We start from the raw sequence: 14,755 nt of genomic DNA, 5'->3' as shown, positions 1-14,755 counted from the left end.
CTTATATAATGAAGAGAAAATAATTTCAAAAAAATACGTGTGCCAAGTTTACATTTCAAAACTTCTCAATATAATGGTTGTACATTCGAAAAACATTTTCGTCACATGCAAGTTACGTATATATATAGTAGAAGGTTACGGATCGTAACTTCTACTAACCTTCAAATCAAAAGGAGCAATTCAAATGAAATATAAAGATATTTATGCAAAATGGTTAGCGACGGAATTAATCAAAAGAGGTCATGAGTTGAAGAAAGTAATTCCTAATCCTGAACACTCAAAATTTTGTATTTTTGTGTTTGTTAATACGGAAACACTGACTAGAGATTTAATTGAAATAACAAAAGCAAAACGTGATTTACAGGAACTTGCAATTTAGCGCTGAGCCAAGTTGTCCGCTTAGTAGTGTATATATAAGTCGACAAGTTCACTCAGCGCCACCATAAACGAAGGGAATCTACTAATATGACAAACGAATATTTAGCCGTAGAATTGTGTGAACAATTCTTTAATGGTATTGATGAAAATACATTTAGACGAAATAAGAAAAAAACGTATATCCCTCAACTTGAATCTATGGGATATAAAGTCACTGAAATAAAAAACGGACGTGGTAGAAATACCGTATATATTCTTGAAGAAGTAGGAAAAACCGAGCACCAAAAAGCAAATGATGATTTTCTCGCAATCTTGAATTGCGATGATATTGGAGATAAAAATATCGAATTAATGAAATTTATATTAAAAGCGTTATTGGAAAAAGAAATTGTTCCAGCACATGAAGAGTTAGCAAATGCAGGTCGTCACAATGGGGTTCAAAATGTAAAATCCAAAACAACGATTAGTAATTACATAGATTTCTTTAAAGAAAATGAAGTTATTCTCGACCCCATAGAAATACCAGTATGGGATGATAATGAAATCGGAAATCGGAAATGTGATATGGAAACAGGGGAAATATATCCGACGTATCACAAAAAGGTTGCAAAGAAAATATATTACGATTACGCAGTTAATGGTGTTGGCGGGTATCGGAAACGACTTGGAGAACGAGCACAAGAAGCAATTGATTCAGCGTATAAAACAATATATCGTGAAGAATTTCAAAAACAAATCGTTCCAATGATAAAAAAGCAGATCGAAAGTTCTAAGATTGATAAAGCGAAATTCTTTTTACGGAAGAAAGTGTTGCAAGAAGTCGGTGAAGCGTATGGTTTACATTATTGTGTGGTAATTTACGAACCAATTATCAATCCACATATTCAAGAAAAATTGAAATCATATTTCGGATTGAATAAGCACGAACCACATAATACGGATATTGAAATTGATGTAAGTCATATCAAGGTCGTTGATGTGAAACGTCCAGTTGGGACAAAACCTACAGAAATAGAAGAAATGATGGAACGTCATTTATTGTTAAAATCACATGCACAATTGTACATGGATGGTAAATATGCAATGCCATTATACATATATAACAAATGGCACAAAGATAAAGCATTCGAAGAAACAGTTGATGGATTGAAAAGTTGAATATTAATATTCAATTATTCATCTAATATGATTATATACCCCCGTTATGTTTTAGGAAAAAATTTAAGAAGAGCAGAGGACCAGTTGTACCTTTGTTCACACCAGAGGTACCTATTGGGATTTTTTGGTCAAATTTTACTTCTTATTGAGTAGCGTATATATAGTATACGATTTTTAAAGAAACAGGAATGACAAGCTTGTCGTTCCTGTTTTGTATATGCCATTACCAGCTTATAGCATCCTCAGACTTTAAACCAAAAACTTTAAAGAATAAGTTTAATAAATATGTTGCATTATCATCACCCGCACAGTAAATGGGGGATAACGCAACTGTAATTAAGCTCCAAGGATATAAATCTCGTAAAGTTGTTAAATTATTTATTATTTTTTGTTCATCCATTAAATTGTCTTGAATTATATTGTTTTCATTCTCATTAAAATAATCCAAATCTAAATCAAGAATTAAATCTTTGCCCCCTACTAAAGTTCGAATTTTATCGGCATCATTGTTTGAAAGGAACTCTTCAATATTCCAGTAGCGTAAGCCAATGTATTTTTTACTATCAAGAATATCTTTTACTGGCTTTAATTCTGGTTCGGAAAAATCCCAACCTTTGAAATCAAACGGTTCGTCACCGTAATTTTGTTGTGAAACATAAATTACTTTATCAATTGTGCCAGTTCCTACTGCTGGCCATATAAAATTTTCAATTTGTAAATTTCCAGCAACATTATACACATCTTCGGGTTTCTTTATGTTATGTAAACCTTTTACTTTTAAACCATCCCACATATCATCTAAATGAGCATCTACATGAATTAATGTAGCGTTAGGTTTTATTTTTTTTTGTAGTTTATACAACTCCCAAGCTGCGAATGCCCAATTGTGATTGCAAGATATAAAAATGTTTTTTTCTGGAAAACAAATTCTGAAGTCCTCTGGAATCATAAAATTGCTCCTACTTTCTGATTAAATTCATTGTATTGTCGATATGAATAATTTAACATAAGCAATCATTAATTTTTAGAGATGTTAAGCTAAAAAGATTAAAAAGTTGCAAAAACGTCTTTGCTTTCTATTAAGGAGTGTATATATATTATGAGGGCGGTTACGATATGTAACCCTCTCCAATGTTCATTCCACCTTTCATTAATTTTGAAGGTGGACTCCTTTCTTAATAATTAACAACAGAGGTGACGCCCAATGGCAATGTTAGATACTTCACTGATTCAACATATCGGTGAAAAAAGATACTATGAAATCTTACGTACTTTAGAATTACAAGAAGCAAAGTCTTTTAGATATTACGATAATAGAGGCAAACAACACAAATTAACACAAAAAGAAGTGTTAAAACGAATGAATAGACGATTGCCCAGACACAACCAATCACCAATTTCATTATCATGGGTCAAAAAATGGTGGAATAAATAGATGGTAGCAAACACACCACCATCATCATTTTATATACGCATTGTCCTATGTCATTTATTTGGTGGTGTGCTTGGTGTTATTTATAACACTCTTTTGTAAGGGAATCCTTCCATTCCGCTACGGTTCAATTCGGTTATAGTTTGCTTGATTGCAATTTCAAAAGTCAATGTACTAAATTTTATCAGCATTCAAAAGGCATGAATTTATCGTGCCTTTTCCAATATTGATAAACGATTACCACAGGATCAATTTTCCTGTGGTTTTTTGCATTTTAAAGAAGAGGTGAAATTCATGGCAATCAGAGATTATTTAGATGGGCCTAAACATAAAGACGAACTAAAAAAACGTAACCAAGAACTTTCAAAAAAAGAAAAGTTGCTTGAGAAACGTGCGCTAGATTTAAAAAAGGAAACTCAGCAAAAACAAGTATTTATGAATCTTGCAGAACATCGTGAGCAAGAATTACAAGCAACTACTGAAAAAATACAAGAATTTGAAGTTCGTCAAAGCAATTTGACAACTCAAGTCGAGAAACTTACGGAACAACTTTATACAAATTTTGAAGGTGTATATACACAATCAAGCAATACGATTACTCCCAATGAACAAAATGTAATGCAAATCCCAGCAGTTTCAGCCTGTGTTAATTTAATTGCTGGCTCAATCGCTCAAATGCCAATCTTGTTATATAAAAATGATGAAAAACATAATCGGATTGAAATTGAAGGCGACGAACGAACGAAATTATTAAATATTGCCCCAAATGAACATGCAGATGGTTTTAATTTTAAAAAACAATTGATTGTCGATTATTTACTTCATGGAACTGGTTATGCAGCTATCGAAAAAACTGTTAACGATTTTGAATTTACAGTAGATGAATTGCATTATTTACCGAATAAAAACGTTGATGTAAAAATTGCTAAAAAGGGCTATAAAACTGTTGATGCAAAATTCACCGTAACCACTTCTGGTGACGGAGAACAACAAGAAAACTCAACTGATATTTTGACTCATGATAAGGTTTTGCGTGTTTTACAAAATTCAAAACACGGATTTCAAGGTGTCGGTATTTTAACAAATGGTCGTGAAATTTTGGAACGTGCTTTACATGAAGATAGGTATCTAAAAAATCTTATGTCTCGTGGAGCTTTACCACTTGGTTTATTACAAACAAACTCTCGATTATCTCAAACTGCAATTGACAGACTGAGAAATTCTTGGGCTTCTTTATATGGTGGTTCCGCTAATTCCGCCAAGACAGTTATTTTGGAAGAAGGTATGAACTATTCACCAATTTCAATAAAACCAGCTGATTTACAATTAAACGAATTAAAGCAATCTACAATTTCTGAAATTTGCAAATTATTCAATGTTCCTGAGTCAATGATTAGCTCAGCGGCTAATAAATACGGCTCAATGGAAGCAAACAATCTTCATTTTTTGAAATATTGTTTAGCTCCAATCATCAATGCTTTTGAAGCGAGTTGTAACATTTCCTTGCTTGATGATGTCGAAAAAGACGAAGGATTTTTCTTCAAATTTGACGTTGCAGAAATCGAACGAGCTACTGAATCTGAACGAATTGATTCGCTAGTTAAAAGTGTAAATGCAGGTCTTTACACAAACAATGAGGCTCGTCAAACACTTGACCGAGCACCATATGACGATGAATTTGTGAAATATACAATTGGACATGCCTTGTATAATCCAACAACAAAAAAATGGAAAGTTCCAAATATGGACGGAGGAACTGAAACACAAAACACGGAGGTAAAACAAAATGAATAAAAACCAAATAGAAGTTAGAAGCATGAGACTCGACGGTGTTAAATACAATGCCGACGGGTCTCTTTTAGTTTCTGGCTATGTAAATGAAACGGGTTCTTGGAGTCAAACACTCGGAACAAATACAAGATTCATTGAAAAAATCGAACCAGGAGCTTTTCAACGTGCATTAAGCAAAAATTCTAACGTTGATTTCTTATATAACCATGACAAAAACCAAGTGTTAGCGGATGTGGAAAGCAACACTTTGACGCTTAGAGAAGATCCGCGTGGTTTGTATATGGAAGCAAAAATTGTTCCAACAAGTTATGGAAAAGATGCTTTCGAACTTATCAAAAATGGCGTAGTCAAACATATGTCATTTGGTTTCCGAGCGTTAGAGCCTGTTTATAGTCTTATCTTTTTATTAAAATAGCGAGAAATCCTAGGACAACCATTTGTTTACTTGTTTCTAGTTTTCTCTCTACATTTTTGAACAATCGTCTGTATTTTTCTAACCAAGCAAATGAGCGCTCTACGATCCATCTTTTAGGGATCACTTGAAATTGATGCAATTCGGACCGCTTGGCAACTTGTACTTCAGCATTCAATAGCTTTTGAATTTCTTTTTGAAACTTTTCTCCTGTGTACCCACCATCCGTGAGGATGGCTTCTATGGTTTCTTTCAATTCAGGATATTGCTCGTACATTTCGAGTGCGCCTTTTCGATCTGTGACATTGGCAGTGGTAACATGGATTGCATGGGGAAATCCAAGAATATCTACACTGATATGTCGTTTAATACCAGAAACTTTCTTACCACCATCATAACCTTTTTGTTCAGCCGTATCTGCATTCTTAACACTTTGGGCATCGACAATATTAAAGCTAGAGCTTTTGGGGCGATTCACTGCTTCCCTTATTTGCCCAACAATTTTTTTAATAAGGTCTCTAATAGACTACTACCTTCGGCATTGGATTTACTCCATTTTGCATAGTAGCGGTAAACATTTTGCCATTTGGGATAATCTTTTGGTAAAGCACGCCACTGGCAGCCTGTACTCAGAACATAGAGTAGTGCATTGAACACATCATAAAGGTCATACTTTCGCGGACTTGTGCGTTTGCTAAACGTTTCTAGTTCCTCACGAATGATCTCGAATTTTTCACGGCTGATATCACTTGGATAAGACATACACTCATCTCCTGTTTTTGCATACATCCTAACATATTTATAAGACTATAAACAGGCTCTTAAAAGACAAAGTTACTAAAGGTGTAAACGGAATTTACGAACGTGTAGTACATGAACTTGAATTATTAGAAGTGAGCGCAGTTAGGAAACCGGCTTACATTCAAAGTTCAATTCAAGCCCGTTCTATGGAAATTGTCGAAGATATCGAAATTAAAGGAGATTTAAATACAATGACAAAAGACGAATTAAAAACTGAACGCATTGCCATCATCAAAGAAGGCAAAGAACTTGAAGCTCAAGCTAGAAAAGAAAATCGTTCATTAAATGAGTTTGAGGAAGCAGAAAAACAAGATTTATTAGAACGTAAAACACAACTCGAATCCAAAATTGAAGAGCTTGATAAAAATGAACAACGTAATATCATTGTAATTTCGGAAGATAAAACAGAAGAAATTACCGCTGAACATCGTGCCATTGAAACAGTTATGAAAGGCGAAATGAATGATGAAGTTCGTGCTCTAACAACAAATAAGCAAACTGGAGCTTATTTAGTACCAACTTCAATTTCAGACCAAATTATTAAACAAATTCACCACGATGCTAAATTGTTTTCTCGTACAAAACAGTATCCAGCTGTTGTAGGTAAATTGGAAATCTTACGTGAAGACAACATTGGTAACGCTGGATTCGTTGGCGAGAATATTGTAATAGAATCAAGTGATTTCTCAATGAATAAAATTTCACTTGGACAAAAACGTGTCGGCACAGCAATCGAACTAGCTGATAAAGTTGCAAATGACATGGGCCTAAATCCATTAAAATATGCGTTTGGTGTACTTGGACGTAGATTAAGTCGAGTAATAGATAAGGATATTTTATTTGGCAACAACAGTGCTACAGGATTAGAAGGCGTTTTAACATTGGATGAAAATGGAATAGATAAAATTACAACAATTAAATCCGCTTCCAAGAATACAATGACCGCAGAAGAGTTGTACGATGTAGTATTAAATGTTAAACCACAATATTCTAAAGACGGAATTTGGTTGATGCATAGTTCAACATTTTCACATTTATTGAAAATGAAAGATGAAACAGGTGCTTCATTAATTCTCCCAGATAAACTCACTGGTGCTCCGATTCAAAAATTATTTGGAAATCCAATTGTGTTTGACGACAATATGGATAAAGTTGAAGCGGGAAAAACTCCTATTTTATTTGCGAATTTCGGTGAAGGATATGCTACAACTGTAAAAAAAGATTTACATTTGGAACATATTTGGAAAGATAAAGCCAGCAGAGATAAACGCAAACATTTACTTCTTCTCGATACCTATATTGATGGAAAAATTTCGAATAAGGAATGTTTTGCAAAACTAAAAATGCAAGCTTAACACAGTAAGAGTCGTGAAATAACGGCTCTTATTTTTTATTGAAAATCTAAAAAGACGAGGTATAATAACATGATTTTAAACCAATTTAAGCAAACAGATATTACAATCCCATTTGTGGAATCAGCAAAAAACTTACCATATATCGCAAATCAATTTGATATGTTTAAAGCTTCAAGTTCCACACAACGCTATTTCTTTTATGACGTAGAAGAAGGCGATATTAATCCAGAAAACTTAATTGATAAAGATTTAATTTTTAAACCTATCCTATTCGAACAGGATACAGTGTCAGCTTCCACAAATATTACACAACAAATGATTAACGATACGCCAATTGATGTTGTTCAAGTATCTGAAGAAAGCAATGTTCCACGTCTATTAAGAAAGATGCAAAGTGAAACACTTGGAAAAGGAAATGCAGATGGTTCTAACGGACATATGCAATCAATCTTTGAATACAACAATTATGTAAATAAAATTGCTGACATCAAAACATTTACAGATGCAATTGAAATGTATGATGACTTTATTAAACAACCTGAAAATTTAATCGGAGCAATTTGCATCGTGAAAAGTGTAAAATTTGTTTCAACTTTGATCGATGTTGCTGGTCAACCAATTTTTAAAGCAGGCAAAAGTATTGATGGTGCAATTGGCACAATCTTTGGTGACATTCCTGTTTTACAACATGATTTAAACGGTAAAGCTGACATGGTATTAATGAAAGGCAAAGCATATGCTTATTCTGTTGACGAGCGAGATATGTATTCCAATTTAATTGATGGTGACACACCAACCGCTTTAGGTGGATATAAATGTATCTACAGTGAAATGGGCGCAGCTGGTATGGTCGTAAATCCATATGCAATTAAAATTTTTAATCCCAAAGTAATTCAAGCATCTGTAAAAGCTCAATCTGTTGAAATTGAACCGAAAGAAGTACTTGAAGATACTGTTGATAAAGTCGAAGAAATTAAAGAAACACCGAAAACACAAGTTGCTAAGCAAAAAACTACACGCAACAGAAAGGCAAAAGGTGAATAATCATGGCAGTTGAATATAAGAAAGTAATAGCCATTAAATCTTTCAGCGTTTTGGGTATCAGTGGTGGTTGGGGCGTATCACCAAGACCATCTTTCGCAACTTCTTACGGTCAAACATACGAACTGGAATCAACATTAGCAACTGGATTTATTACCGACGGATTTGCAATTGATTATGCTACAGCATTATCAAATCCAAAATGCCCATCAATCATTCGCACAAAAGCAATTCGTATCGGATAATGAGACGGAGTTCCCATTACGGGACTCCGTATTTTTTTTATGTGTAAAATGTGGATTTTATGAGATTCTCAAGATCAACTTTTTTCATGTGGCTTCCTTACATTTGGTAGTAATCAAATATAATAGTATTATTACATGTTTATCATTCATTTATAATTACATTCACAGGATAACCACGTACTTGGAAACTACGTGGTTATTTTTTTATGTATGTTATTGTTCATATATTATTTTGGATTTACGTTTCGATTTTTCGCTTATATTTATATACCACGCCTTATGCGTATTACTCCACAATTTCACTTCTAAAAAAGATTGCCAATCAAATTCGTAGATGGCTCTTAACTTCATATCATCATTGAATAGCACAACAATTGCATATTCAAATTTCTTTTCCTCAAGCAAATTGGAATTTGGCGGATTCAATCCTTTAAATACTCCCGTAGCACTTCCACTTGACGCTTTTATACTGTATCGTTCATTGGTATCGCTGATGGCATCAATGTCCTTTGTACCTATTTCGACCAAACGTAAATTGGGTAACTCTGGCGTATTATTATAATGCTCAATTGCGATATACTCTCCGATATCTCCCACCAACATGTTGGTTCGTATGACACCTTTCTTTTTGAACATTCGCATTAATTTACTGTAATGTTCTAATCCTTCACCAATGGTCATATTTTCATAATCTACTTCAGTTGACATACATATCACTCCTTTATGTGGTATGTATAGTTATTACCACACCGAACAACCAATTCCTCCTAAATTCCGAAAATTTATTTTTTTAAGATACTTTTTGAATATTAATATTCAACTATTTATTAACGTTTGTAAACAATTATTCTTTTTATAAAATAACATATCATTCGTGCAGCCATTCATAAAATAATTGACTCATGGGATTGTCATATGTTTTTGTACCGTCACGGAACGATATGTGATTGATTATGTTATTAATCGCTCCACGGATATATGCTCCTATGTTATTTATGCCACTTTTATTTTTTATTTCATCAATCACCTTAAAGAACATCTTCTTACTAATCCCATTTTTACGTGCATGTACATATTCCTCGTGTATTACATCATTGTTAACAACAGTATTATTTAAAGTTTTTGTTTATCGTTTTCTGTTTCTTTAGAAACAGTATTTTGATGTTCAGATGGGTGCTCTACAGGTTGTTCATGTTGTGGCTCGTCGCATTGTTGTTCAATAACATATACATTGGCAGATTGTTGTTCATTTTTCCGTTTTGCTTCATGAATCGAGATAAGATCAATTTTCTCCATCAAAGCGAAAAATCTTCTAACAGTCGATAATGATATTTTCATATCAAAGCGTTGTTCAAACATTTTTTGAAATGTGCTATATGCGATGCTGAACACCCCCTGACCTTTTTTTGCTAAGTCGGATATTAAATATACACATCTAATCTGTAAATCACTGTATTCCCATAGTTCATACGCTTTCTGAATGAATAATTTCGCATCATATTTCAATTTCGAATACCGTGTTAATTCTTCTGGTCTTCCGTTTAATAACATGTTCCATTCTCCTTTTCATGGAGAAGAAACTTTGCTACAATTAAATAAGCAAGTCCTTCTCGGATTTGTGCGAACCGTTTAATCCCAAACTTTGGTCGGTGGGGGAGTAGACGGTTTTATTTTTATTTCCTTCTATTATTACGTTTACGATTGATTACATTTTCACTTCCAAAGAATCCATGAGTTGCATGTTTTTCTTGGACGGTAGTATCCGCTAAATGACTATATATGAGCACTGTTCGTAAGTCAGCATGTCCAAGGATTTTCCGCAACGATTCAACGTCACCAGAAGATGATAAATAATGAGTAGCGGCTGAATGACGTATCAAATGTAAATAGAAGCGTTTTTTAATTTTTGCTTCAATAGCGTATTTACGCATATCGCGTAACGCATTGTTTTTACTTAACATACGCCCGCTCAATGATAAGAAGATTAAATCGTCAACATCGCCTTCAAATTCTTCATTTTCTTCCAGCAATTGCATGAGTAGACGATATGTTTTATTCGATAATGGTACAGTACGAGATTTTCGTGATTTGGCGTTATTTGATTGTATAATTACCGCTCGGTTTGTATGGTCAATATCTGATGGCGATAACAACAATGCTTCGGTGATACGAAACATGCCATCAACGAGAAGATGTAACAATACATAGTCACGAAAGTGCTTGAAACTCTTATTGGAATATGATTTCGCCACTTTCAATAGATTGTTTAATTCATCAACTGAGAGAATATCAATTTGTGTGTTATCTTTCCGAAATCCCTCGAATTTATTGAATGGATTTTTGCTGATGATTTCTTGGCGTAAACACCAATTTATAAATGTTTTCAATCGCTTGATTCTACTGGAGATAGTTTCATCCGCTAATCCAACAGTTTGAGCACTTTCAGGTACATATGCATGACCATCAAAGCGTACATATTCATTTTTTAACCAGTAAACCCAGTCAGAAATAAAGTTTGTTGTAATGTCGGTCATATAAAACGTATGAGCATTTTGTGTTTCATGAAATGCCTTAATGCTATTAAACATAAGAAGGAATTGATTTAAGGATTTTGGGCGTAAATTCTGTTTTACTTTGCTATCAACAAATCTTTCGAATACACGCTCAACAGAATCTTCTTTTGAAATTTTGCTAGTTTTTCGTTTGTGGGGTTGTCGTTTTTTTACGATTTCTTTTTCGGTGAAGTATGTTAAAGACATAAAAAAAACCTCCTTCAGTCTCATTTAGAGTTAAAGGAGGAGTTTCAATCAAAACTTGAGCGGTACTCACCGTTAGTTTTGGTCAAAATATGAAATTATCAACAGTTGACACAAAAGGATATGACCCCGGAGAGGCTCGAACTCACGACCTCCACCCTGTCAAGGTGGCGCTCTCCCTGCTGAGCTACGGGATCTTCAAAAATACTTATATAATAGCATCTTTAATAATCATGCTAAAGCAATTATATATAATTAACTGAAAATTTACAATGTTTTTGTGTAGTAAGTTTTTAAAGAGGTAGTGTAATAGAAAATAGGTTTATTTCAGAGGTATATTAGTATGTATGTTTTTATATTTAATAAGTAGAAGATGCTGAGGTGTTATGATTTCCGATACCAATCCAAAGGACCTTTATCACTCAAATCAACAAGAAAAGGGAATAAGAAGTGTAAAGGTAAGCTTATAAGTTCTGGCATAGCGTTCAATGTTTTCTTTGATAGATATTGCCTTCCGGAGCAATATGGACAATCTTTTTCAAATATCAAGAGTATTGACCATACATCTTTTACTTTCCACTTCTTTTTACAATACGTGCAACACGCCATGGAGTTCCTCCTCATTTTCAGTTTTTTCTAGTATATTCTATTTTATTGTACTAAAGTCATTTGTATTTGAAGTGATAAAATGTAAGTTGTTTTGTTTTTTTTATATGGATGTATTATGCAATTTATGATCAAATGAATGCAGTTTGAGAATTATATAATAAGAGATTTTCATTTTCAGTATGCGATTTGGCCAATATATCCTTTTTACAATTTTCAAGAAATCATGTATAAATGAAGTACAAGATATTTATAAATATTCAGGAGTAGAGGGAGAATTATTGTAATGGTAAGAAAAACGTTCAAGATGCGCGTGTCTAGAAATAGAACGATTTCAATTAATGGATCGATTCTTGATGTGGATGTGACACATGATGAGTTTTTGCAAGAGTTTGTAGAGTGGGTCGATTCTAAAGGTTGGTCGTTTATGGGTATGACGGATGAGATTACAGCCGAGGAAGCTGGGCAAAAGTTAATAGATTCGTTGATTGATGAGAAGGATAAGAAAGAGTAATTCCTTCTTATTTTTTGTTGTATATTTATGTTCCTCATCGTAAAAGTGTGATATAGTAAAAAATAGTGAATATTCTTCCAATTTAATACAAATTACATATAGATTGGTAGAGTTATTTTATAGAATGTGAAAGTAAAGTGAAAAGGGAGAGTCATATGGTAAATTTTAAGAAAATTTCGGTTTTTATTATGGTTATTTGTTTATTTTTTTTGACACCTATGACGTTATATGCTGAGACGAATATTGGAGTAAATCCGGAGCAAGTGGCACCGCCGCCTGCGGAAGGGCCGAATGTTTTTAGTCAGTTTGCGACTACGATTGATGCGAAAACAGGAGATGTGTTGTACGACAAAAATGCACATCATCGTGCGTTTCCTGCTAGTATAACGAAAGTGTTAACGGCGATTTTACTGATGGAACATACGAAGCCAGAGGATCAATTTACGTTTTCACAATTAGCATTAGATCAAGAGAAGAGTAATTATCAAATTGAGTTTCAACCTGGTGAAACTATTAATAGAAATACTGCACTTATGATTTTAATGGTGCTGAGTACGAATGATGTGTCGTATGCGATTGCGGAGCGTATTGGAGGAAGTGTTGAAAATTTCGCTAATATGATGAATGAAAAGGCGAAACAATTAGGGGCGAAAGATAGCCATTTTGTAACGCCAAATGGACTGCATGATCCAAATCATTATACGACGCCATATGATATGGCCATGATTACAAGAGGGGTGCAGAAGTATCCTGAGATTTTACAAGCGATGAATACGAAAAGGACGACGGTTACGACGTCTAGCCAGACGGTTTCTATTTTTAATAAGTCTACTTATTTTGAAAATCCATATAGTATTGGTGGTAAGACGGGTTTTACGAATGAAGCGCGCAATACGCTCGTTTTATTAAATGAGAAAGATGGAAATCGTATTATAAATGTAGTAATGGCTTCTCAAAGACCTGAAATTTATGAAGATTTAAAGCAGATGGCGGAATATTCTTTTGGTCAATTTGTGAAGCAAACGGTACTAGATAAACATAGTTGGCATCAAAAGACAACGTATTTAAATAAAGATATTGATAGTGAACTTGAAAAAAGTGTAGAACTTATGCTTAAGAAAGATGAAGGGAAAAATGTGAGAACGGCTTTCCGGGCGGCTTCATTAGATAAAGATTCGTTGTATCATAAAGGAATCCACCGTGGTGAGGTAGTTGGTGCAGTGGATATCACGAAGAATAATCAAACAATTGCGACGATAAACGTTCTTTCAAAAGAAGATGTTACTTTTACGATGCCTAAAAAAGATACAGTTGAACCTGAAGTAAAGGAATCGAATGTGAAAGTGATAAGTGTTGGAATAGGTGCGATTGTATTATTTGGAGCGATTTTATATGTAGTGCTGCGCCGAAATAACCAAGGGATGAAATCAGAAGAAAAATAAAATGGCTAGTATGGAGACTGTGATGAGATTTTGTCACGGTCTTTTTTGCGTTAATACACCCCTTATTAATAACTAATAATTGTAAATTTTCTTATTGCATTCCTCTATCGTTCGTTATATTATTTAGTTGTGTTCTTGTTAGAGAACCGAGGTGGGTATTGCATACTTCAAATAATATAAAACAACGGAGAGGGAGAGAGACGATGAAATTAATTTGGAAGGTGATTAGCAACGTTATCTCATTTGTTTTATTTGCAGTAATGGTTTGTTTAGCTTTTGTAGTTATTTCTTCAAAAGCTAGTGGTGGGGACCCGACAGTGATGGGCTATCAATTTAAAAGTGTTCTTTCAGGGTCGATGGAACCGACATTTTTAACAGGATCAATCATTGCGATCGAGCCAACGAAAGATGGTTCTAAATATCAAAAAGGTGATGTTATTACGTTTAAAGAGAAAGATAACAAAATTGTCACTCATCGTATTATCGGTGTGAAAGATATAAACGGAAAAGTAATGTATGAAACAAAAGGGGATAACAACAACGGACCAGATTTAGCACCAGTACTTGCAGAGAATGTAATCGGAAAATATGCAGATATTACAGTTCCATACGTTGGTTATGGACTGAATTATGCGAGTTCAAAAGCGGGAGCAGCATTACTTCTTATTATTCCAGGAGTCTTTTTACTTGGCTATTCCGCGATTTCTATTTTTGGCGCTATTCGTAGCATCGACGGAGAAAAGAAAGATAAAAAAGTAGAACAATCCGTCTAGTTATCTTAGTTATAATTTCCTACTAGGAAATTAACAAATATATATTATGGG

General features: G+C 33.9%; 17 protein-coding genes, 1 tRNA gene and 1 pseudogene. 12 read left to right on the top strand and 7 right to left on the bottom strand.

Annotation, left to right across the window (positions count from 1 at the left end; all coding sequences use genetic code 11):
* The first annotated feature begins 184 nt into the window (after window positions 1-184).
* Window positions 185-379 (top strand): hypothetical protein, encoded by a 195-nt coding sequence (locus ACP6L7_RS05950; protein WP_430528920.1) that lies wholly within the window; start codon window positions 185-187, stop codon window positions 377-379.
* An 86-nt stretch (window positions 380-465) separates the two neighbouring features.
* Window positions 466-1,536: a hypothetical protein gene (locus tag ACP6L7_RS05945; RefSeq protein ID WP_430528919.1), complete on the top strand. Its 1,071-nt coding sequence runs from the start codon at window positions 466-468 to the stop codon at window positions 1,534-1,536.
* A gap of 223 nt (window positions 1,537-1,759) precedes the next feature.
* On the opposite strand, the gene ACP6L7_RS05940 is transcribed toward ACP6L7_RS05945, so the two are convergent.
* Window positions 1,760-2,485 (bottom strand): peptide arginase family protein, encoded by a 726-nt coding sequence (locus ACP6L7_RS05940; RefSeq protein WP_430528918.1) that lies wholly within the window; start codon window positions 2,483-2,485, stop codon window positions 1,760-1,762.
* A gap of 255 nt (window positions 2,486-2,740) precedes the next feature.
* On the opposite strand from ACP6L7_RS05940, the gene ACP6L7_RS05935 reads away from it, so the two are divergent.
* From ACP6L7_RS05935 to ACP6L7_RS05925, 3 genes are all read left to right on the top strand, one after another.
* On the top strand, window positions 2,741-2,971 hold the full coding sequence (locus ACP6L7_RS05935; protein ID WP_430528917.1) for a hypothetical protein: 231 nt from the start codon (window positions 2,741-2,743) through the stop codon (window positions 2,969-2,971).
* 291 nt (window positions 2,972-3,262) lie between these two features.
* Window positions 3,263-4,762, top strand: a complete 1,500-nt coding sequence (locus ACP6L7_RS05930) for a phage portal protein (protein ID WP_430528916.1) — start codon at window positions 3,263-3,265, stop codon at window positions 4,760-4,762.
* Window positions 4,755-5,174, top strand: a complete 420-nt coding sequence (locus ACP6L7_RS05925) for an HK97 family phage prohead protease (protein WP_430528915.1) — start codon at window positions 4,755-4,757, stop codon at window positions 5,172-5,174. Before ACP6L7_RS05930 ends, ACP6L7_RS05925 begins: the two co-directional genes overlap by 8 nt.
* On the opposite strand, the gene ACP6L7_RS05920 is transcribed toward ACP6L7_RS05925, so the two are convergent.
* Window positions 5,155-5,933 (bottom strand): IS5 family transposase gene (locus tag ACP6L7_RS05920; RefSeq protein WP_430528891.1). Its coding sequence is split into 2 segments (ribosomal slippage): window positions 5,155-5,672 and window positions 5,672-5,933, totalling 780 coding nucleotides; the frame shifts between segments, so codons are not numbered across the junction. The two genes, ACP6L7_RS05925 and ACP6L7_RS05920, sit on opposite strands and share 20 nt — an antisense overlap.
* 35 nt (window positions 5,934-5,968) lie before the next feature.
* On the opposite strand from ACP6L7_RS05920, the pseudogene ACP6L7_RS05915 reads away from it, so the two are divergent.
* The 4 genes and pseudogenes from ACP6L7_RS05915 to ACP6L7_RS05900 all read left to right on the top strand — a co-directional run.
* Window positions 5,969-6,118 (top strand): annotated as a pseudogene (locus ACP6L7_RS05915) (HK97 family phage prohead protease); the annotation flags it as partial.
* Between the two features lie 45 nt (window positions 6,119-6,163).
* Window positions 6,164-7,327 carry a phage major capsid protein gene (locus tag ACP6L7_RS05910; protein ID WP_430528914.1) on the top strand — a complete coding sequence of 388 codons (1,164 nt, stop codon included), beginning with the start codon at window positions 6,164-6,166 and terminating at the stop codon, window positions 7,325-7,327.
* A gap of 69 nt (window positions 7,328-7,396) precedes the next feature.
* A complete protein-coding gene (locus ACP6L7_RS05905) occupies window positions 7,397-8,371 on the top strand; it encodes a hypothetical protein (protein WP_430528913.1) in 975 nt (324 codons plus the stop codon).
* Window positions 8,372-8,373: 2 nt separating this feature from the next.
* On the top strand, window positions 8,374-8,613 hold the full coding sequence (locus tag ACP6L7_RS05900; protein WP_430528912.1) for a hypothetical protein: 240 nt from the start codon (window positions 8,374-8,376) through the stop codon (window positions 8,611-8,613).
* A 213-nt stretch (window positions 8,614-8,826) separates the two neighbouring features.
* On the opposite strand, the gene ACP6L7_RS05895 is transcribed toward ACP6L7_RS05900, so the two are convergent.
* From ACP6L7_RS05895 to ACP6L7_RS05875, 5 genes are all read right to left on the bottom strand, one after another.
* On the bottom strand, window positions 8,827-9,321 hold the full coding sequence (locus ACP6L7_RS05895) for a DUF6998 domain-containing protein (RefSeq protein WP_430528911.1): 495 nt from the start codon (window positions 9,319-9,321) through the stop codon (window positions 8,827-8,829).
* 405 nt (window positions 9,322-9,726) lie between these two features.
* Window positions 9,727-10,164 carry a hypothetical protein gene (locus ACP6L7_RS05890; RefSeq protein WP_430528910.1) on the bottom strand — a complete coding sequence of 146 codons (438 nt, stop codon included), beginning with the start codon at window positions 10,162-10,164 and terminating at the stop codon, window positions 9,727-9,729.
* 122 nt (window positions 10,165-10,286) lie between these two features.
* Window positions 10,287-11,372, bottom strand: a complete 1,086-nt coding sequence (locus tag ACP6L7_RS05885) for a tyrosine-type recombinase/integrase (protein ID WP_430528909.1) — start codon at window positions 11,370-11,372, stop codon at window positions 10,287-10,289.
* A gap of 121 nt (window positions 11,373-11,493) precedes the next feature.
* Window positions 11,494-11,566 (bottom strand) — tRNA-Val (locus ACP6L7_RS05880).
* A 187-nt stretch (window positions 11,567-11,753) separates the two neighbouring features.
* Entirely contained in the window at window positions 11,754-11,978 is a 225-nt protein-coding gene (locus tag ACP6L7_RS05875; protein WP_097830126.1) for a hypothetical protein, read from the bottom strand.
* A gap of 283 nt (window positions 11,979-12,261) precedes the next feature.
* On the opposite strand from ACP6L7_RS05875, the gene ACP6L7_RS05870 reads away from it, so the two are divergent.
* The 3 genes from ACP6L7_RS05870 to sipW all read left to right on the top strand — a co-directional run bounded on the left by ACP6L7_RS05870 (window position 12,262) and on the right by sipW (window position 14,704).
* Window positions 12,262-12,489 (top strand): hypothetical protein, encoded by a 228-nt coding sequence (locus tag ACP6L7_RS05870; RefSeq protein ID WP_000251863.1) that lies wholly within the window; start codon window positions 12,262-12,264, stop codon window positions 12,487-12,489.
* A gap of 155 nt (window positions 12,490-12,644) precedes the next feature.
* Complete coding sequence (locus ACP6L7_RS05865; protein ID WP_430528908.1) at window positions 12,645-13,931, top strand: D-alanyl-D-alanine carboxypeptidase family protein; 1,287 nt, start codon at window positions 12,645-12,647, stop codon at window positions 13,929-13,931.
* 203 nt (window positions 13,932-14,134) lie between these two features.
* Window positions 14,135-14,704, top strand: a complete 570-nt coding sequence (sipW, locus tag ACP6L7_RS05860) for a signal peptidase I SipW (RefSeq protein ID WP_097830128.1) — start codon at window positions 14,135-14,137, stop codon at window positions 14,702-14,704.
* Window positions 14,705-14,755: the final 51 nt, after the last annotated feature.

It is taken from the genome of Bacillus silvicola (assembly GCF_050524305.1).
In the GTDB taxonomy this organism is placed as follows: domain Bacteria; phylum Bacillota; class Bacilli; order Bacillales; family Bacillaceae_G; genus Bacillus_A; species Bacillus_A cereus_AT.
Note: the sequence above shows the minus strand (reverse complement) of the source record. Positions and strands in the feature narration are given on the sequence as shown.